The organism is Haloplanus aerogenes (genome assembly GCF_003856835.1).
Taxonomy (GTDB): domain Archaea; phylum Halobacteriota; class Halobacteria; order Halobacteriales; family Haloferacaceae; genus Haloplanus; species Haloplanus aerogenes.
Map to the genome: position 1 here is coordinate 884,446 of NZ_CP034145.1, position 17,277 is coordinate 901,722.

Consider the following 17,277-nt stretch of genomic DNA (forward strand, 5'->3'; position numbering starts at 1 on the left):
AGTTGTGCCTACCGGAGGGGGCAACCCTCGGTGGACGGTCCGCTGGTGTGACCGCCGGTCACCGGTCGCCCAGATAGAGGGGCGAGTCCTCGGCCGTACACTCCGGGCGGCCACAGACGCCCGCCTCACGCCCGGCGCGTTCGACGCCGGCGTCGAGACGGTGGAGGTCCCACGTCGCTTCGTGACCAGTTTCGTCGCGGTGTGTCTCGATGAACGAGCGTGCCGTCGCGAGTTTGTCGAACGTCTCGCGCCGGTCGCAGTCCGGACAGGTTACCGTCGCTCGCTTCTCGGCCATCGTCCGAATCGACGCCCGGAGCGTATTTAACCTCGCGGGTTACCCCGTCGCCGCACACCGGAGCGGAGATTTATGCGCCCCACCGCCGACTGTGTGGCCATGTCTTCGACCACGCCATCGACGCCGTCGGCCGTCGCCGTCGTCGGCGCCGGCACGATGGGCCACGGCCTCGCGCTCCAGTTCGCCCGCCACGGTGCGGGCGTGACGCTCGTCGACCACCGCGAGTCGAACCTCGACGACGCCCGTCGCGGCATCGACGACGCCCTCGACTTCCTCGATTCGGAGGGATGGCTCGACGCCGACCCCGACGCCGTCCGCACCCGCATCGACTACACGCTCGACACCGCGGCCGCCGTCGCCGACGTGGACCTCGTGATCGAAACCGTCTCCGAGGACCTCGCGGTGAAAGAAGACGTGTTCGGGACGCTGGCGGCGGCCGCGCCGGACGACGCCGTCCTCGCGACCAACACCTCGGGCATCCCGATCACGGATATCGCGGCGACGGTGCCGGAGGCGGCCGACCGGGTCGTCGGCTGTCACTGGTGGAATCCGCCCTACCTGCTGCCGACTGTCGAGGTGGTGCGGGGCACGGAGACGAGCGACGAGACGGTCGACCGCACGGCGGCGTTCGTCGAGGCGGTCGACCGCCAGCCGATCCGGGTCGAACGCGACGTGCCCGGCTTCGTCTGGAACCGCATCCAGTTCGCCGTGCTCCGGGAGTGTACGCATCTGGTGGCGGAGGGTGTCGCCTCGTTAGAAGACGTCGAGCGGGCGGTCCGCGATGGCTACGCCCTGCGGACGGCGGTCGTCGGGCCGTTCGAGACGGCGGATCTCGCCGGTCTCGAACTCTTTCGGGACATCGCAGCGAACCTCTATCCACACCTGAGCGACGCGGACGAACCGGGACCGGTGTTCGAGGAGCGACTGGACGCGGGGCGGGGCGGCGTCGACGACGGCGCGGGTTTCCACGAGTACGACGAATCGCCGTCGGACGTGATCCGGCGGCGCAACGAGCGGGTGGTGGCGATTATGCGGGCGCTGGACTAGCGCATCTCGTCGAGGTGGTGGAACGCGTCGGCGTCGGCGGTCAACCAGTGGGTGAGGCGTTCCGTCTCCGTCGCCTCGGGCGGGTAGAGCGTCTGCCGGTCGGGCGTCCCCTCGTAAGTGACGACGACGGAGCGGAGGCGGCCGTCGTCGTTCGTGTCGTGGACGGCCGGGACGTCGTCGGGCGTTGAGGTGTTCGACATGACCCACCAGTCGCTCGTTCACGGAGACGTTTAGTGCCTGCTATGTTGAGTACGGCGCCGTCGATATCTCCGGTGTCGCTCCCTGCGACAACTGTTCACAATGTAGACTACCCAATCATTTCGACTGGAGATTACGGCCGCTTGCGCGCGAGGACGGTGCGGTCGAACTCGCAGACCAGCCGATCCTCGACGAACGCCTCGACGTGCATGGTGACGACACCGCGTTCGCCGTCGCTCGTCTCGCGTTTGTCGGTGACGGTCGTCCGCGCGCGGAGGGTGTCGCCGTGGTAGACGGGTGCGGGGTGTTCCACGTCGTCGTACGCGAGGTTGGCGACGATGGTGCCGTCGGTGGTGTCCGGGACGGACAGCCCCACCGCGAGGCTCATGGTGTAGAGGCCGTTGACGATCCGCTCCCCAAACTCCGTCTCCGCGGCGAATTCGGCGTCGAGGTGGAGTGGCTGTTGGTTCATCGTCATGTCGCAGAAGCGCTGGTTGTCGCTCTCGGTGATCGTCCGGCGCTTGTCGTGGTCGTACGTCTCCCCCACCTCGAATTCCTCGTAGTAGAGCCCGGTCATCGGTGTATCCATTCGGCGGAACGACAAGACCGTTCCCCCGTTCTTCGCCGCGTGGCCGATGGAGTCGCCGGAGCGTCGGCCGACGCCGATATATAATTCGGCCGAAAAGAATGTTCGATTTTCATATGTATTGGTGAAATGATCGGATGGACTTAAGTGATCGTGGCTAATCCCGAAATTACGGTGGTTAATAGTGATAAACAACGTGGACGTGGACCGGCTGGGGTCGCTGGCTGAGAAGGTGCAGACTGACCCCGAGACGGGGAAGTTGACGTTCGAGGCGGAGACGGAACTGGTGAGTGGGCTCGAATGCCGGACGGCGATAGACAACGCCAGCGGGGAGAGTCCGGAGTTCCTGGTCACCTCGGACGAACCGGAGCAGTTGCTGGGAGAGCGGAAGGGGCCGAATCCGGTAGAGTACGTTCTCGCCGCGCTCGGCTCGTGTCTGGCTATCGGTTACTCCGCGCACGGAGCCGCGATGGGCGTCGAAATCAACGAAATGCGGTTCGAACTCGAGGGTGATCTCGACCTCCGGGGCTTCCTGGGTGTCGACGAGGACGTACGCGGTGGCTACGACGAAATCCGGTGTACGATGCATCTCGACGCCGACGGTCCCGAGGAGAAAATCGAGGAACTCCGTGATGTCGGCGAAGCGATTTCGCCCGTGCTTGACATCATCCGAAACGAGGTGGACGTCAAGACGGAGATCGAGACGTAGCCATAGCGACTAGAGGATCGTCCCGTGTTTCTTGTCGGGCAGATCCTTCTCCATCGTCTCGTAGAAGTCGAACCGCGAGACGAGTTCGTCGCGGAGCGTGCTGGGTGGCACGATTTCGTCGATGACCACCTCGCTCGCCATGCGATGCACGTCGATGTCGCGACGGTACTCCTCGCGGAGGCGGTCTTCCTCCCGTGCCCGCTCCTCGGGGTCGTCGATGGCAGCGAGTTTTCGGGCGTAGACGGCGTTGATCGCCGCCTCCGGGCCCATGATCGCGATTTCACCGCCCGGGAGCGCGAGCGTCGAATCGGGTTCGTACGCCGGTCCCGACATGGCGTAGATGCCCGCGCCGTAGGCCTTCCGCACGACGACGCACTGTTTGGGTACCGTCGCCGACGCCGCCGCGTAGATCATCTTTTTCCCCTTCTCCAGAATCCCCTCCGTCTCGACCTGTGAGCCAGCCATGAATCCGGGCGTATCACAGAGATAGAGCAGGGGAATCCCGTAGGCGTCACAGGTCCAGACGAACTCCGCCGCCTTCTCGGCCGAGTCGGGGAAGATAGCGCCCGCGCGGGTCGCGGGCTGATTGGCGACGATGCCCACCGGCCGGCCGTCGAGGCGAGCGAACGCCGTGACGATCTCCGCGCCGTACTCCGGTTTCAGTTCGAACAGGGAGCCGGCGTCGACGATCCGTTCGATCAGGTCGCGCACGTCGTACCCCTTTCGCGGGGATTCGGGGACGACCGAGTCGATGCCGTCCGGCGACTTCGCGGGTGCCACCCCCTCGGTCCGTGGCGGGTCGGCGTCGGCGTTGTCGGGCAGGTACGAGAGCAGGCGCGCGACGAGTTCGCGGGCGTGTTCCTCGTCGCGGGCGACGAGGTCGGCGCTCCCCGATTCGGCGGCGTGGACGGCGGGGCCGCCCAACTCGTCCAGCGTGATGTCCTCGCCCGTCACCATCTCGACCATCCGGGGCGAGGCGATAGCCATGGCCGACCCCTCGACCATGATCGTGAAGTCGGCGAAGATGGGGGTGTAGGCCGCGCCGGCGATACACGGGCCGTAGAGGACGCAGATCTGCGGGACGCGTCCGGAGAGCATCGAGTGGTTGTAGTACACCTTCCCGATCCCCTCGCGGTTGGCGAAGAAGCCGGTCTGCTGGTCGATCCGGCCGCCAGAGGAGTCCATCAGGTAGAGTGCCGGTTTGCCGTTCTTGAGCGCGCGTTGCTGGAGGCGGAGCAGTTTCTCGACGCCCCGTCGGGCCATCGACCCCGCCTTGACCGTGTAGTCGTTGGCCATGACGTGGACCGCGCGCCCCTCGAACGTCGCCGCACCGGTGATCAGGCCGTCGGCAGGGAGGCGGTCCGACTTGTCGGCGTCCGGTGCGTTCGGATGCCACGCGTCGAAGTTCGCGAACTTGCCGTCCTCGAAGGTTAGCCCCTCGAACCACAGATCGAGGCGGTCGCGGACGAACAGTTTGCTCGCCTCCTCCTGTCGCTCGCGGTACTTCTCCGGGCCGCCCTGCAGGATGTCCTCGATTTCGTCCCAGAGGCGGTCTTCGCGGTCGGTCGGCCCGGCGTCGGTATCGGCGGTGTCGTCCTCGCTCGGCCGCCCGCTCACGCCGCCCTCGGGCGGGTCGCCCTCGGCAATCGGGTCGTCGCCGTCCTCGTCGAACACCCGGACCCGCTCCCCGAACCGGACGGCGAGGGCGCGGGCGATGGCCTCCGCCTCCTCCGCCGTGGGATCGGGGACGCGTACGTCCCGCGTCATCAGTAGGACCTCGGGAACCCCATCGACTGGGCGATGTGGTTGTACGCCATCTGCTGGGTGACGGGTGCGAGACGGGTGAGGTTGATCTCGCGCCACCAGCGCTCCACGTCGTACTCCTTCGCGTACCCCCACCCGCCGAACGCCTGCATGGCGTGGTAGACGGCGTCGATGCCCGCCTCCACCGCGGCGGCCTTCGCGACGTTCGTCTCGTAGCCACACTCGCGCCCCTCGTCGAACAGCCACGCCGCCTTCTGGCGCATCAGGCGCGCCGTCTCGACGTTCGTGTACGCCTGCGTGATGGGGAACGAGACGGCCTGATGCGTGCCGATGGGGGCGTCGAACACCTCGCGGTCGTTGGTGTAGGCGACGGCTTTCGACACCGCGAGTTCCGCGATGCCCGTCGCCGCGGCGGCGAACCCGACGCGTTCGGGGTTGAGCGTCTCGACGAGGTGCCACCAGCCCTCGCCCTCCTCGCCGAGGAGGGCGGATTCGGGGACGCGCACGTCCTCGATGAACACCTCACACGACTTGGAGTAGTTCATCGCGTGTTTCGGGATGGGCGATACCTCGATGCCGGGGCCGTCCATGTCGACGACGAAGAGGCTCAGGCCGTTGGTCGGCTTCTCCACTTCGTCCCGGGGCGTCGTGCGCGTGACGAGGATCATGTCGTCGGCGCGGTCCGCGAACGTGATCCACGCCTTCTTGCCGTTCAGGACGTACTCGTCGCCGTCGCGTTCGGCGCGAGTGCCGACGTTCAGCGTGTTCGTGCCCGCCTCGGGTTCCGTGATGGCAAAGGAGAAGACGCGGTCGCCGGTGGCGATGTCGCGCAGGTACTCCTCCTTTTGCTCCTCCGTGCCCGATTCGCGGAGGGCGATGGCGGCCATGCCCGCGGTGACGACGAGATACCACGTCCCGGCCATGCCACACCCCTCGGCACACAGCGTCTCCATCGCGAGACCCATCTCCTGCAGGCCCATGCCGGCGCCGTCGTACTCCTCGGGAATCAACAGGCCGTGAAAGCCGGCCTCGCCGAGTTCGTCCCAGAAGTCGCCTGCGAACTCGCCCGCTTCTTCCCGTTCGCGCCAGTACTCGGGACCGTACTCGGACGCGATGTCCTCGGCCGTCGACCGGATCAGCGCGTGTTCGGGTGGCGCGTCGAACTCCATACTCCCTCTCCGTGGCGCGGGCACGTATATGTGCGGCTCGTTCACACACCAATCGGCCGGGGCTTTTTGCGCCGGCCGCTCCCAGCAAGCCCATGGCCGACGGTGACGCTACCGACGACCGGCCGAGCGACCAGTTGCGCGCTCGCGCCGCCGAGAGCCGAACGAAGCTCTGGCTCTATCTGGAGGCCGACCGCCGTCTCGTCGTCACTGGCCTCGTCGTCGCGGTGTTTCTGGTCCTGCTGGCGGCCGGGCTCTCGCTCCCGGCCGCGGCGGCGAAACTCCGGGGCGGTGACTCTATCGGCACGCTGTTTCAGGGGTTCCTCACCGCCACCATCACCGGCGTGACGCTGGTGTTGACGCTCAACCAGCTCGTCCTCTCGCAGGAACTCGGTGCCGTCGGGGACCAGCGCGAGCGGATGAGCGGCGCGCTCGAATTTCGGGAGGATGCCGCGGACCTGCTCGACGTGCCCGTCAGCCCCGCGCGCCCCTCGCAGTTCCTCCGGGCGCTCGTCCAGATCGCCAGCCGGCACGCACAGGACTTGCGCGACGCCGTCGGCGCGGACCACGAGGAGGTGGCGGAGCTAACCGAGAGCCTGATCGGCAACGCCGACCGTGTGGCCGGCGACCTCGACGGCGCGCAGTTCGGCGAGTTCGACGTGCTCTCCGCGGCGCTGAACTTCAACTACTCGTGGAAGATTTTCGCGGCGAAGCGCATCCGCGAGACGGACTCGCTCGGCGAGGACGCCGAGGCGGCGCTCGACCGACTCATCGACACGCTCGAACTCTTCGGCCCTGCACGAGAACACTTCAAGACGCTCTACTTCCAGTGGGAGCTCATCAACCTCTCGCGGGGCATCCTCGCGGCGGCGTTCCCGGCCCTCTTCGTCGCGATCTGCATGATCGCTTTCTTCGATCCCGCGGGGCCGATCAGCCGGACGTTCGGCGTCGTCCCCGTCGTCGCGCTCACCTCCACGGTGTCGGTGCTGCCCTTCCTCGTCCTCCTCGTCTACGTCCTGCGGATCGCGACGGTGACGAAACACACCCTCTCCATCGGACCCTTCATCCTCCGGGAGACGGAGCAGGTGGAGGAAGTGACGTGGGACGACGGCGAGTCCCGTTAGCCTTTAGCCATCGGCCGTATAAGCCCGCGCAATGACTGCGCAGGCGCTCCAGCAACGTGATCTCGCGGTCGTCATCGGGCTGGAGGTTCACGTCCAGCTCGAGACCGACACGAAGATCTTCTGTGGCTGTTCGACCGAGGCGGCCGACGACGAGGAGCCGAACACCCGGACCTGTCCCGTCTGTCTGGGACTGCCGGGGGCGCTCCCCGTCCTCAACGAGGCCGCCGTCGAAGCGGCGGTGAAGGTTGGGAAGGCCCTCGACGCCGACATCGCGGAGGACACCCGCTTCCACCGGAAGAATTACTACTACCCCGACCTGCCGAAGAACTTCCAGATCACGCAGTACGACGCCCCGATCTGTGCCGACGGCTCGCTCGAAGTGAGCGTCGAGGACGAACGCCGCGAGATCGGTATCGGGCGCGCGCATCTGGAGGAAGACCCCGGGAGCCTCCAGCACGAGGGCGGCAACATCGAGACGGCGGACTACTCGCTCGTCGACTACAACCGCGCGGGCACGCCCCTGATGGAGATCGTCACCGACCCCGACTTCCGCGGGCCGGGCGAAGTGCGCACCTTCCTCGCCAAACTGGAGGAGGTACTGGAGTATCTCGGCGTCTTCGACGCCTCCCGGGACGGCAGCCTCCGCATCGACGCCAACATCTCGCTCGTCCCCGCCGACGAGGTGGGTGAGGACGGCGCCATCGACGACGAGGCCCTCGCCGAGGCCAACCGGACCGAGGTGAAGAACATCTCCAGCCACAAGGGCGCCGAGAAGGCGCTGGCCTACGAGGTGACCCGCCAGAAGAACGCGGTGAAGCGCGGCCGCGAAGTCGAACAGGAGACGCGCCACTGGGACGAGAGCCGGGGAATCACCGTCTCCATGCGCTCGAAAGAGGAGGAGAAGGACTACCGCTACTTCCGCGAGGCGGACCTCCCGCCCCTGCAGGTGGCGGACTGGAAGGAGCGCATCCCGATCCCCGAACTCCCCGACGCCCGCCGCGAGCGCTTCCGCGAGGAGTACGGCCTCGACGCCGAGGCGGCGTCGAAACTCACCTCCACCAAGGAAGTCGCGGACTTCTTCGAGGACGTGGCTGATCGGTTCGACGCCGACCTCGCCGCGACGTGGGTGGCCGACGACCTGCTCGGCGAACTCAACTACCGCGACATGACGATCACGGACGTATCGGACCGCCTCGACGAGTTCGCCCGGCTGATCGAACTCGTCGACGGCGACGAGATCACCGAGAAAAACGCCCGCGAGGTCGTCCTGCGGACGATGCTCGACGAGGGGCTGACCCCCGACGAGGTGGTCGAACGCGAAGGCCTCGGGAAGGCCGGTGACGACGCCGTCGCCGCCGCCGTCGAGGAAGCCATCGAGGAGAACCCCGACGCGGTGGAGGATTACCACGCCGGCGAGGGCGGCGCCCTCAACTTCCTCGTCGGACAGGTGATGAGCAAGACCGGCGGGAGCGCCGATCCGGGAACCGTCAACGGACTGCTTCGGGAACGGCTCGACGAGTAGGAGGGGGATCGTCCCCGTCGACGGATTCTCGTCGGGACGGTCCGGTGAGAACGTCTTAGCGGTTCAGAATAGGCGCTTTGAGCGCGGCCACCTCGCCCATGATCGTCTCGACGTGTTCTTCCGGGACGCCGTTCTCCTCCAGCGCTTCTTCGAGGTAGCGCCCGACGAGGTCGAAGTCCGCTTCCTCGATACCGAGGTGGTCGTGTGCCTCGCGCATGTCGCCGCCGCTGTACTCGACGGGACCGCCGGCGACGGCGCTGATGAACTGGATCTGGTGCGTGCGGAGATCCGCCATATCCGTGTCCTCGAAGTACGGCGTCAGTTGGTCGTCGTCGAGTACGCGCTCGTAGAAGTCGTCGACGACTGCTTCGACTGCGTCTCGGCCACCGATATCCTGATAGATAGTCTGCGACATTGCGACACGAGATGATCGGCGCGGCGTGGGGATACGACCACCGACTAGGATGCTCGGGCTTTTTTAAGCCCCCGTGGCGGCGACACCGGGTCAGTTCGAGATGATCTGATCGAACAGTTTCGTCTGCGCCACCGACAGGTGTTCGACGAACGTGGAGACGGAGACGCCGAGTTCGTCCGCCACGGCGCCCGATTTCGCGCTCTTGGGCGAGTCGAAGTAGCCCATCTCGTGAGCCGTCTTGAGCACCTCGTACTGGCGGTCGGTGAACGCGTTCCGGTCCGCGACGAGCAAGGCGGGTCCGTCTTCGCCTGCTCCCGTGCGGACGAGTCGCCGGACCGTCACGTCGGCACAGCAGGATTCGAGGTCGGACGCGATGGCACGCAGGGTGTCGAGGTCGGGTGTGATGAACGTGAGACGGAGACAGCCACCGTCCGCCCGGAGGCCGCGGATCGGACAGCCGTGACTCGGCACGCGCGAACACGGACAGTCCTCGTCGTGGGTGTACCGGTACACCGACTGTGAGCCGTCCTCGAATACGGCCTCGGCAGCGTCGACGTTCACGCGTTCCCCGTCGTGCTCTACCGTCACCTCGCCGACGACGGCCGATTCCGCCGTCCCACCCTGGTCGACGGTCACCGACTCGACGGCGACATCCTTGCTCAGCGACGACGCGGGACACCCAGTCACGCCGCGGAGTTCGAACTGGACGTGGATTCCGGACGCCATACCGTCGGGAACCACGCGTCGAATATAAGCGGCGTCGTTCCCGCCAGTCGTGCCGAGGTCCTGTTGTTCTACTAAACAGTTAAGACGGTTCCTCGCGTCCCGGTCCCCGGAGATTCTAATGGCAGATCCCGTCAACAACATCGTCAAGGAGATACCGTTCGCCGAACTCGTCCGCAAGGCTGCGCTGGCGGTGGCCGACGGGCAGACGGCACTCGACCTCAACTCCGTCCAGACGGCACAGACGCTCGCGGATATGGAACTCGACGCCGGCGCCGTCATTCTCGGCATCGTCGAGGAGACGGACGCCGACGGCAACGTCACGAACGTCTCGACGCTGACGAACGATCAGCCGCTCTCACTCTTGGCCTACGGCGTCACGCCCACGTTCTACGAGTTCAGCGAGACGGAGATCGACCTCAAATTCTGGGTGCGGTGGCACACCCGAAGCACGCACGTCGAGAGCGACTCGACGTTCTCGCGGGATCTGCGCACGTCCTACGAGCAGTCGCGCAAGAAGTACGGTGGCGGCGGCGGCGTCGGCCTCAACCTCGGCTTCTTCTCCATCGGGGGCAAGGGCGGCTACCAGAAACAGGAGGTCAAGGGTGAACGCGAGGTGGAACTCGACGTGCGGGCACACAGCGAGTACGACAGCAAGGTGTACGGGCTGGACGCGAGCGCGGCCTGCCGGCTGAAGACGACGCTGGTGCCCAAGCCCGCCCCGGACCGCTCGGTGCCCGAAATCATCACGCGCCCGGCCGAGGGTGGATCGCCGTGAGCCAGTCGCTCGATTCCTGGACTGCGCGGCCGCTGGGCGAACTGGTCTCCGGCGTCGCCCGGGCGGTGGCGGAGGGGCAGACGGAACTCGACCGCGCGTCGCTCTCGACGCGACGGGACATCCAGCGAGCGGTCGAAGACGGAGATCTGGAGATGCCCATCGAGACGCCGTGGTTCCGCTTCGCGGGCGTCGAGGCCGACCTGAACGTGTCGCTGTCGATGCGCGGCCGGCCGGAGCGCGACGCCGACGGCGAGATTCGCGCGTATCGGCCGACGCTCGTCGCCGCACCCACCGATCCCGCGTTCACGACCCGCACCGACTACGACGTGGCGGCGTCGAGTCGCGTCCGCCTCGACATCGTCCCCGTCCCCGGCACCGAGTGAGATGCCGGGCGACGACTTCCAATTCACGACGGCACTCGCCACCCTCGACGCCTCGAAACTCGATCGGGCGGAGAAACGCGAGGTCGAGGGGCTCTACCGGGCCAAGGAATATCTCACCACCGCGTTGCGCGAGCAACTGATCGAGGTGGAGAGCGAGCGCGACCTCCTCCGGACGAAAGTCGACCGCTTGCAGGCGGAGCGCGACGCGATCCGTGACCGGCTGGACGGCCTCGAAGCCGACCGCGGCACCGTCGCCCCCGACCGACTGGTCGCGTCGCTGGGTGACGCCCTCGCCACCGCCCGCGACGACCTCTCCGAGGCCGACTACGCCATCGGTCGGATCGAGGTCGACCTGAAGGCGAACGTCGTGGGCGGCGCGGACGGCCCGCAGTTCCAGCTTCCCGACCTCGCCGAGTCGGTGAACCGCGAGGCGCTGAGCACGCTCCGATTCGACCTTCGGCCGGCCACGCGGGACGAGACGGTTACCTACGACCCGATTCCCGACGTGCGCGACCGGTCGCTCGACGAGGCACGGGAGGCGATCCGGCGCGCGGGCTTCGCCGTGGGCGAGGTGGCGACCGAACCCGGCGACGCCGACGACGTGGTCCTCGACCAGTTCCCGTCGCCTCGATCCGTCGCGGAACCGGGGACGGCAGTGGATCTCACCGTCTCCGAACGCCGCGAAATCGACGTACCGGCCGTGATCGGCCACGATCTGACGGACGCGACGGCGGCGCTCTCGGCGGCCGACCTCGCGGTCGGGGAAATCGACGCCGAGACGCGCGACGAACCGCCGGACGTGGTGGTCGGCCAGACGCCGCCGGCGGGGGACGCAGTGCCCGTCGGAACGGCGGTCGATCTGACCGTCTCGGCCGGTCCGCCCGACGAGGGAACCGAGAGCGCGGATGAACAGGACGGGAACGTGAACGAACGGGCGAGCGAGTCGGACGCTGGGCCCGCCCTCGAAGCCGTCGACGGCATCGGCCCGACCTACGCCGACCGCCTGCGCGAGGCGGGCATCACCGACCTGTCGGCGCTTCTCGACCGGGAGCCGGCAGCGGTGGCCGACATCACCCGCGCCTCGACGAGTCGCGTCGAGGACTGGTTCGGCCACGCGAAACGCCTGCTGGAGGGCGAATGACCGGCACCCATCTGGTCGCGTTCGACCCGTCGAGCGACGAGGCGACGATCCAGCGGGTGCTCGGCCGCGTCGTCGCCGGCGGTGGCGAACTGGTCTTCGTCGCTGGCGGCGGGGTGATCGTCCGCGCGCCCGAGGTGGTCGTGGAGGCGCTTGGTGCCGACCCCGCGGTGCGCCACGTTGGCGGGGTGACGCTGCCCGACAGGGCACCTGCGCGCATCCGTCGACCGGCGTCGGAGTGAGCCGCCGCGGCGCCGTCTGGCGGCGCGTGTGCCCCGTTCACACCCGCCACGTCCGTCGATTACGGCCACGAAAGCTTTAGGCGGGTGGTCGGCCTACGAGTCGGCGATGAAACGCGGCCCCGAACTGATCATCACGGAGAAGGACAACGCCGCCCGCCGGATCGCTGACATTCTGAGCGGCGGGAGCGCGGAGAGTGACCGCGTCAACGGCGTCAACGTCTACAAGTGGGGCGGCAAGCGGTGTATCGGGCTCTCGGGCCACGTCGTCGGTGTGGACTTCCCGCCGGAGTACAGCGACTGGCGCGACGTGGAGCCGGTCGAACTCATCTCCGCGGACATCGAGAAGCGGCCGACCCAGGAGAACATCGTCGCCGCCCTCCGCCGTCTGGCGCGCAACGCCTCGCACATCCACATCGCCACCGACTACGACCGCGAGGGTGAACTCATCGGCAAGGAGGCGTACGAACTCGTCCGCGAGGTGAACGAGGAGGCACCGGTCGACCGCGTCCGCTTCTCCTCTATCACCGACCGCGAAGTGACCGAGGCGTTCGCGGACCCCGACGACCTCGACTTCGACCTCGCGGCGGCCGGCGAGGCCCGTCAGATCGTCGATCTGATGTGGGGCGCGTCGCTCACCCGATTCCTCTCGCTCTCCGCCCGCCAACTCGGCGACGACTTCATCTCCGTCGGCCGGGTGCAGGGACCGACGCTGAAACTCATCGTCGACCGCGAGCGCGAAATCGACGCGTTCGACCCCGAGGACTACTGGGAACTGTTCGCCGACCTCGTCAAAGACGACGAGGCGTTCGAGGCGCAGTACTTCTACCTCGACGAGGACGATACGGAGGCGGACCGCGTCTGGGACGAGGAGATGGCGGAAGCCGTCTACGCCGTCCTCGCCGACGCGTCGGCGGCGACGGTCGAGGAGGTGCGCCGGCGCACCCGGACCGACGACCCGCCGGCGCCGTTCAACACGACGCAGTTCATCCGCGCCGCCAGCGGCATCGGCTACTCCGCCCAGCGCGCCATGAGCATCGCGGAGGACCTCTACACCGCGGGCTACATCACGTACCCGCGGACGGACAACACGGTCTACCCCGAGGATCTGGAGCCGCGGGAGTTGCTGGACGCCCTCTCGTCCGGTCGGCGCTTCGGCGACGACGCCGCCTCCCTCCTCGACGCCGACGATATCGAACCCACCGCTGGCGACGAGGAGACGACCGACCACCCGCCGATTCACCCGACGGACGAACTCCCCTCGCCGTCCGACCTCTCGGAGGACGAGTGGGAGGTGTACGAACTCGTCGTGCGGCGGTTCCTCGCCACCGTCGCCGACGCGGCGACGTGGGAACATCTGCGCGTGGTGGCGACGGTCAGCGGCGACGAGATGGACCCCTCGCTGAAGGCGAACGGGAAACGGCTGGTCGACCCCGGCTACCACGCCGTCTACCCCTACCGCTCGACGAGCGAGAACTTCGTTCCCGACGTGGAAGAGGGCGAGGAACTCGCGGTGACGGACGCACGGCTGGAGGACAAGCAGACCCAGCCACCCCGCCGGTACGGCCAGTCCCGCCTCATCGAGACGATGGAGGACATGGGCATCGGAACGAAGGCGACCCGGCACGACGTGATCCAGAAACTCTACGACCGGGGGTACATCGAGGGCGACCCGCCCCGTCCCACGCGTCTCGCCCGCGGTGTCGTCGAGGCGTCCGAGGAGTTCGCCGACCTGATCGTCAGCGAAGAGATGACGGCGCAGTTGGAGGCGGACATGCAGGCCATCGCGCGCGGCGAGGCGACACTGGAGGACGTGACCGACGAGTCCCGCGAGATGCTCGAACGCGTCTTCGACCGTCTGACCGAGTCGCGGGAGGAACTCGGCGACCACCTCCGCGACTCGCTGAAGGCCGACAAGACCGTCGGCCCGTGCCCCGAGTGTGGTGAGGACCTCGTCATCCGCCGGAGTCGCCGCGGTTCCTACTTCGTCGGCTGCGACGGCTACCCCGACTGCGAGTACACCCTGCCGCTCCCGTCGACGGGCAAACCGATCCTGCTTGACGAGACGTGTCCGGATCACGGCCTCCACGACGTGAAGATGCTGGCCGGCCGCAAGACGTTCGTCCACGGTTGCCCGCTGTGTGCGGCGGAGGCAGCCGACGAGGAGCCCGACCTGATCGTCGGGCCGTGTCCCGAGTGTGGGGAGGAGGAGGGTGGCGAACTCGCCATCAAGCGCCTCCGGTCGGGTGGTCGGCTGGTCGGCTGTACGCGCTACCCCGACTGCGACTACTCCCTGCCGATGCCCCGCCGTGGCGAGGCCGAACTCACGGACGAGACGTGTGACGAACACGGCCTGCCGGGCATCCGCATCACCTACGAGGACGAGGACCGCGAACCCTGGGATCTGGGCTGTCCCATCTGCAACTACCGGGAGTATCAGGCCCGACAGGAGGGGACGGAACTGGAGACCATCGACGGCATCGGCGAGAAGACGGCGGAGAAACTGAAAGACGCAGGCGTGGAGGACGTGGCTGGGTTGAAGGCCGCCGAACCGGACGCGCTCGCGGACGAGATCGACGGCGTCGGGCCGGACACGGTACGGAACTGGCAGGCGGACGCGGATTGATAGGTTGTTGATAGACGCTCCCGACAGAACGGCGTGTGGCTGCATCGACGAACGATGCAGCCGAGATGAGTCGGACCCTTTTTATCAGATCCACGAAGTAGAGTGTCTCAATGACTACGCCGTGGGACGACTGGGATCACGTCCTCAAGGTTGATCCCGACAAGGAACTCGTGGACGGTGAGACGTTCGAGGACGTCTGTGCCACCGGTACCGACGCCATCGAGATCGGTGGCACGACCGGGATGACCAAAGAGAAGATGGAGACGGTGGTGGAGGCCTGTTCCAAGTACGGCGTCCCGCTGTATCAGGAGCCGTCGAACCCGGCGGTCGTCATCGAGGACGACGCGCTGGACGGCTACCTGATTCCGACGGTGTTCAACGCCGGCGACAGTTTCTGGGTCACCGGCGCTCACAAGGAGTGGGTGCGCATCGAGAACGGTCTCGACTGGAGTCGCACGCACACCGAGGCGTACATCGTCCTCAATCCGGACTCGTCGGTCGCGGAGTACACCGACGCCAACTGCGACCAGTCGGCGGACGACGTGGCCGCCTACGCCGCCGTCGCGGAGAAACTGTTCGGGCAGGAGATCGTCTACATCGAATATTCGGGGACGTTCGGCGATCCCGAGGTCGTGCAGACGGCGGCCGACGCCCTCGAAGAGACGACCCTGTTCTACGGCGGCGGCATCGGTGACTACGACTCCGCCTACGAGATGGGTCAGCACGCCGACGTGGTCGTGGTCGGTGACCTCCTTCACGACGAGGGCTGTGACGCCGTCCGTGAGACGGTGGAGGGCGTCAAAGACGCCCACGCGGCCGACTGATACACTACGGCCAGTTCTGCGGAATCTCGTCCCTGTTGTCGTTCATCAACGTGAGGAACGGTTCGATCTCTCCGAAGCGTGGACCACGTGTGAGCGTCTCCGCCTCCGGGTCCCAGTCGACGAGTCCGTGGTCGTCCAGTTTCGGAAAGTGGTTGTGGGACAGTGCGAGCTGGAGGACATCCGGTTCGCCGTCGAATTCGGTGAATCGGGCCGTCCTGATCGTCGCGTCGGCACACGCGTCGGGGTGGGCGAGTCCCCAGAGGATCTGACGGCGGTACTCGTGGCTGAGTATCTCGAACAGCTCGCTCAATGAGGCATCTCTGACGCCGCTGGATTTTTGTGTCATGTTCGGGATCGAAGTTGCGGAACGCAACACCCTGTGATGCGTTCCGCGCGGTCGTCGCGCGAAGAGAATCGGGTGACTCGGATAGCTTGGTTCACGTGTGCCCCACGTCGGAGCCTGAACGCACAGTGTATGCGGTGTTCCGTAGTGTTCACTAGCGGCCGACCGGATGTAACGATATTTTCACCCACCTGTGGGTGACACTCCTCGCCTCCGTGAGAGTGCCCGATCACCGTTTGGCACCGGGCTTTTTCCTCCCGCCTTCCGAAGCGGAGACGATGGAGATTACCGACGTACGCGTCGAACGGATCGAGGTGCCGCTGGATCGACCGCTTGGCGTCTCCCGCGACCGCTCGATGAGCGCCCGCGGTGCGGCCTTCGTCGTCGTCGAGACGGACGCGGGCATCACCGGTATCGGCGAGGGCGTGGGGCCGGAGTCCTACATCGTCGAACGCATCGTCGAGGAGAAGTACGCCCCGAAACTGATCGGCGAGGATCCGCTGGACATCGAGCGCCACTGGCAGTCGATGGTGACCGACACGGTGTATCAGGACCGGAAGGGGCAGGGCCTCTCGGCGGCCAGCGGCGTCGACATCGCGCTCTGGGATATCGCGGGCAAACACCACGGCGTGCCCGTCTACCGCCTCCTCGGCGGTCCGGTCGAAGGCTCGCTCAAGCCGTACGCGAGCGACCTGTTCTGGCAGGACCCGGAGACGATGGCCGAGCGCGCGGCGTCGTACGTCGACCGCGGGTTCGAGGGCGTGAAGACCCACCTCGGCCGGGGCCTCGACGCCGACGAGGAGCGCGTGGCGGCGATGCGCGACGCCATCGGCCCCGACACGGCGCTGATGGTCGACATGAACTGCGGCTACGACCGCCCCGAAGCCCGGCGCGTCGGGCGGATGCTGGAGGAGTACGACGTGTACTGGTACGAGGAACCGCTCACGCCGTACGACGTGGACGGACTCGCCGCCCTGCGCCGGGAACTCGACGTACCCATCGCGTCCGGCGAGAACGAGTTCACGAAGTGGGGCTTTCACGACCTGTTCGAGGCGGACGCGGTGGACTACGCGATGCCCGACGTGATGCGCTGTGGCGGCATCACGGAGGCGACGAAAATCTGTGCGCTCGCGGAGACGTACAACACCGTCTGCTCCCCCCACTGTTTCACCACCGGCGTCGGCCTCGCGGCGACGATGCACGTGATGGCGGCGTCGCCAGCCTGCGAGTGGCTGGAGTTCGACCCGACCGACTTCGAGGTGTACGAGCCGCTGTTCAAGACACCGCCGACGCTTTCGGATGGGCGGATCGCGCTCCCCGAGGAGCCCGGACTGGGCGTCCATCTCGACGAGGACGTGATCGGCGAGTTCCGCGTGGACTGAAACGGTCGCGTTTAA

The 17,277-nt window shown here is 67.0% G+C and carries 19 protein-coding genes; 11 read left to right on the forward strand and 8 right to left on the reverse strand.

Annotation, left to right across the window (positions count from 1 at the left end; all coding sequences use genetic code 11):
- Positions 1-58 precede the first annotated feature (58 nt).
- Entirely contained in the window at positions 59-295 is a 237-nt protein-coding gene (locus tag DU502_RS04650) for a DUF7542 family protein (RefSeq protein ID WP_121919551.1), read from the reverse strand.
- Between the two features lie 99 nt (positions 296-394).
- On the opposite strand from DU502_RS04650, the gene DU502_RS04655 reads away from it, so the two are divergent.
- The gene (locus DU502_RS04655; RefSeq protein ID WP_121919550.1) at positions 395-1,342 is read left to right on the forward strand and encodes a 3-hydroxyacyl-CoA dehydrogenase family protein; all 948 of its coding nucleotides are present in this window, start codon (positions 395-397) and stop codon (positions 1,340-1,342) included.
- On the opposite strand, the gene DU502_RS04660 is transcribed toward DU502_RS04655, so the two are convergent.
- On the reverse strand, positions 1,339-1,542 hold the full coding sequence (locus DU502_RS04660) for a DUF7511 domain-containing protein (RefSeq protein WP_199722673.1): 204 nt from the start codon (positions 1,540-1,542) through the stop codon (positions 1,339-1,341). The genes DU502_RS04655 and DU502_RS04660 overlap by 4 nt on opposite strands.
- A gap of 131 nt (positions 1,543-1,673) precedes the next feature.
- Positions 1,674-2,129, reverse strand: a complete 456-nt coding sequence (locus DU502_RS04665; RefSeq protein ID WP_338418621.1) for a MaoC family dehydratase — start codon at positions 2,127-2,129, stop codon at positions 1,674-1,676.
- 181 nt (positions 2,130-2,310) lie between these two features.
- Here DU502_RS04665 and DU502_RS04670 point away from each other — a divergent pair, with 181 nt between their 5' ends.
- Positions 2,311-2,835: an OsmC family protein gene (locus DU502_RS04670; RefSeq protein WP_241966780.1), complete on the forward strand. Its 525-nt coding sequence runs from the start codon at positions 2,311-2,313 to the stop codon at positions 2,833-2,835.
- Between the two features lie 9 nt (positions 2,836-2,844).
- On the opposite strand, the gene DU502_RS04675 is transcribed toward DU502_RS04670, so the two are convergent.
- Entirely contained in the window at positions 2,845-4,602 is a 1,758-nt protein-coding gene (locus DU502_RS04675; protein WP_121919548.1) for an acyl-CoA carboxylase subunit beta, read from the reverse strand.
- Complete coding sequence (locus tag DU502_RS04680; RefSeq protein WP_121919547.1) at positions 4,602-5,768, reverse strand: acyl-CoA dehydrogenase family protein; 1,167 nt, start codon at positions 5,766-5,768, stop codon at positions 4,602-4,604. Before DU502_RS04680 ends, DU502_RS04675 begins: the two co-directional genes overlap by 1 nt.
- A gap of 92 nt (positions 5,769-5,860) precedes the next feature.
- On the opposite strand from DU502_RS04680, the gene DU502_RS04685 reads away from it, so the two are divergent.
- Both DU502_RS04685 and gatB read left to right on the forward strand, forming a co-directional pair.
- Positions 5,861-6,889 (forward strand): hypothetical protein, encoded by a 1,029-nt coding sequence (locus DU502_RS04685; protein WP_121919546.1) that lies wholly within the window; start codon positions 5,861-5,863, stop codon positions 6,887-6,889.
- Positions 6,890-6,920: 31 nt separating this feature from the next.
- A complete protein-coding gene (gene gatB / locus DU502_RS04690; RefSeq protein ID WP_121919545.1) occupies positions 6,921-8,411 on the forward strand; it encodes an Asp-tRNA(Asn)/Glu-tRNA(Gln) amidotransferase subunit GatB in 1,491 nt (496 codons plus the stop codon).
- Between the two features lie 55 nt (positions 8,412-8,466).
- Here the strand turns inward: gatB and DU502_RS04695 are convergent, their stop codons facing one another.
- Together DU502_RS04695 and DU502_RS04700 are read right to left on the reverse strand one after the other, a co-directional pair.
- On the reverse strand, positions 8,467-8,826 hold the full coding sequence (locus DU502_RS04695; RefSeq protein ID WP_121919544.1) for a group I truncated hemoglobin: 360 nt from the start codon (positions 8,824-8,826) through the stop codon (positions 8,467-8,469).
- A 90-nt stretch (positions 8,827-8,916) separates the two neighbouring features.
- Positions 8,917-9,552 carry a helix-turn-helix domain-containing protein gene (locus DU502_RS04700; RefSeq protein ID WP_121919543.1) on the reverse strand — a complete coding sequence of 212 codons (636 nt, stop codon included), beginning with the start codon at positions 9,550-9,552 and terminating at the stop codon, positions 8,917-8,919.
- A 118-nt stretch (positions 9,553-9,670) separates the two neighbouring features.
- On the opposite strand from DU502_RS04700, the gene DU502_RS04705 reads away from it, so the two are divergent.
- From DU502_RS04705 to DU502_RS04730, 6 genes are all read left to right on the forward strand, one after another.
- A complete protein-coding gene (locus DU502_RS04705; protein WP_121919542.1) occupies positions 9,671-10,327 on the forward strand; it encodes a hypothetical protein in 657 nt (218 codons plus the stop codon).
- Positions 10,324-10,710: a hypothetical protein gene (locus tag DU502_RS04710; protein ID WP_121919541.1), complete on the forward strand. Its 387-nt coding sequence runs from the start codon at positions 10,324-10,326 to the stop codon at positions 10,708-10,710. Before DU502_RS04705 ends, DU502_RS04710 begins: the two co-directional genes overlap by 4 nt.
- Before the next feature lies 1 nt (position 10,711).
- Positions 10,712-11,851: a PASTA domain-containing protein gene (locus DU502_RS04715; RefSeq protein ID WP_121919540.1), complete on the forward strand. Its 1,140-nt coding sequence runs from the start codon at positions 10,712-10,714 to the stop codon at positions 11,849-11,851.
- Positions 11,848-12,090: a hypothetical protein gene (locus DU502_RS04720; RefSeq protein ID WP_121919539.1), complete on the forward strand. Its 243-nt coding sequence runs from the start codon at positions 11,848-11,850 to the stop codon at positions 12,088-12,090. Before DU502_RS04715 ends, DU502_RS04720 begins: the two co-directional genes overlap by 4 nt.
- 106 nt (positions 12,091-12,196) lie before the next feature.
- Positions 12,197-14,713, forward strand: coding sequence for a DNA topoisomerase I (locus DU502_RS04725; protein ID WP_121919538.1), 2,517 nt, complete (start codon positions 12,197-12,199; stop codon positions 14,711-14,713).
- Between the two features lie 110 nt (positions 14,714-14,823).
- The gene (locus DU502_RS04730) at positions 14,824-15,537 is read left to right on the forward strand and encodes a phosphoglycerol geranylgeranyltransferase (RefSeq protein ID WP_121919537.1); all 714 of its coding nucleotides are present in this window, start codon (positions 14,824-14,826) and stop codon (positions 15,535-15,537) included.
- 4 nt (positions 15,538-15,541) lie between these two features.
- Here the strand turns inward: DU502_RS04730 and DU502_RS04735 are convergent, their stop codons facing one another.
- On the reverse strand, positions 15,542-15,883 hold the full coding sequence (locus DU502_RS04735) for a DUF7344 domain-containing protein (protein WP_124897019.1): 342 nt from the start codon (positions 15,881-15,883) through the stop codon (positions 15,542-15,544).
- Between the two features lie 275 nt (positions 15,884-16,158).
- Here DU502_RS04735 and DU502_RS04740 point away from each other — a divergent pair, with 275 nt between their 5' ends.
- A complete protein-coding gene (locus DU502_RS04740; RefSeq protein WP_121919535.1) occupies positions 16,159-17,262 on the forward strand; it encodes a mandelate racemase/muconate lactonizing enzyme family protein in 1,104 nt (367 codons plus the stop codon).
- Positions 17,263-17,277 lie beyond the last annotated feature (15 nt).

Bases quoted from the DNA above. Each gene is read 5' to 3' on its own strand.
- DU502_RS04730 (WP_121919537.1), top strand. From the start codon at position 14,824: ATGACTACGCCGTGGGACGACTGGGATCACGTCCTCAAGGTTGATCCC.
- DU502_RS04705 (WP_121919542.1), top strand. From the start codon at position 9,671: ATGGCAGATCCCGTCAACAACATCGTCAAGGAGATACCGTTCGCCGAA.
- gatB (WP_121919545.1), top strand. From the start codon at position 6,921: ATGACTGCGCAGGCGCTCCAGCAACGTGATCTCGCGGTCGTCATCGGG.
- DU502_RS04735 (WP_124897019.1), bottom strand. From the start codon at position 15,883: ATGACACAAAAATCCAGCGGCGTCAGAGATGCCTCATTGAGCGAGCTG.
- DU502_RS04685 (WP_121919546.1), top strand. From the start codon at position 5,861: ATGGCCGACGGTGACGCTACCGACGACCGGCCGAGCGACCAGTTGCGC.
- DU502_RS04715 (WP_121919540.1), top strand. From the start codon at position 10,712: ATGCCGGGCGACGACTTCCAATTCACGACGGCACTCGCCACCCTCGAC.
- DU502_RS04675 (WP_121919548.1), bottom strand. From the start codon at position 4,602: ATGACGCGGGACGTACGCGTCCCCGATCCCACGGCGGAGGAGGCGGAG.
- DU502_RS04660 (WP_199722673.1), bottom strand. From the start codon at position 1,542: ATGTCGAACACCTCAACGCCCGACGACGTCCCGGCCGTCCACGACACG.
- DU502_RS04650 (WP_121919551.1), bottom strand. From the start codon at position 295: ATGGCCGAGAAGCGAGCGACGGTAACCTGTCCGGACTGCGACCGGCGC.
- DU502_RS04680 (WP_121919547.1), bottom strand. From the start codon at position 5,768: ATGGAGTTCGACGCGCCACCCGAACACGCGCTGATCCGGTCGACGGCC.
- DU502_RS04665 (WP_338418621.1), bottom strand. From the start codon at position 2,129: ATGGATACACCGATGACCGGGCTCTACTACGAGGAATTCGAGGTGGGG.
- DU502_RS04655 (WP_121919550.1), top strand. From the start codon at position 395: ATGTCTTCGACCACGCCATCGACGCCGTCGGCCGTCGCCGTCGTCGGC.
- DU502_RS04700 (WP_121919543.1), bottom strand. From the start codon at position 9,552: ATGGCGTCCGGAATCCACGTCCAGTTCGAACTCCGCGGCGTGACTGGG.
- DU502_RS04740 (WP_121919535.1), top strand. From the start codon at position 16,159: ATGGAGATTACCGACGTACGCGTCGAACGGATCGAGGTGCCGCTGGAT.
- DU502_RS04720 (WP_121919539.1), top strand. From the start codon at position 11,848: ATGACCGGCACCCATCTGGTCGCGTTCGACCCGTCGAGCGACGAGGCG.
- DU502_RS04695 (WP_121919544.1), bottom strand. From the start codon at position 8,826: ATGTCGCAGACTATCTATCAGGATATCGGTGGCCGAGACGCAGTCGAA.
- DU502_RS04725 (WP_121919538.1), top strand. From the start codon at position 12,197: ATGAAACGCGGCCCCGAACTGATCATCACGGAGAAGGACAACGCCGCC.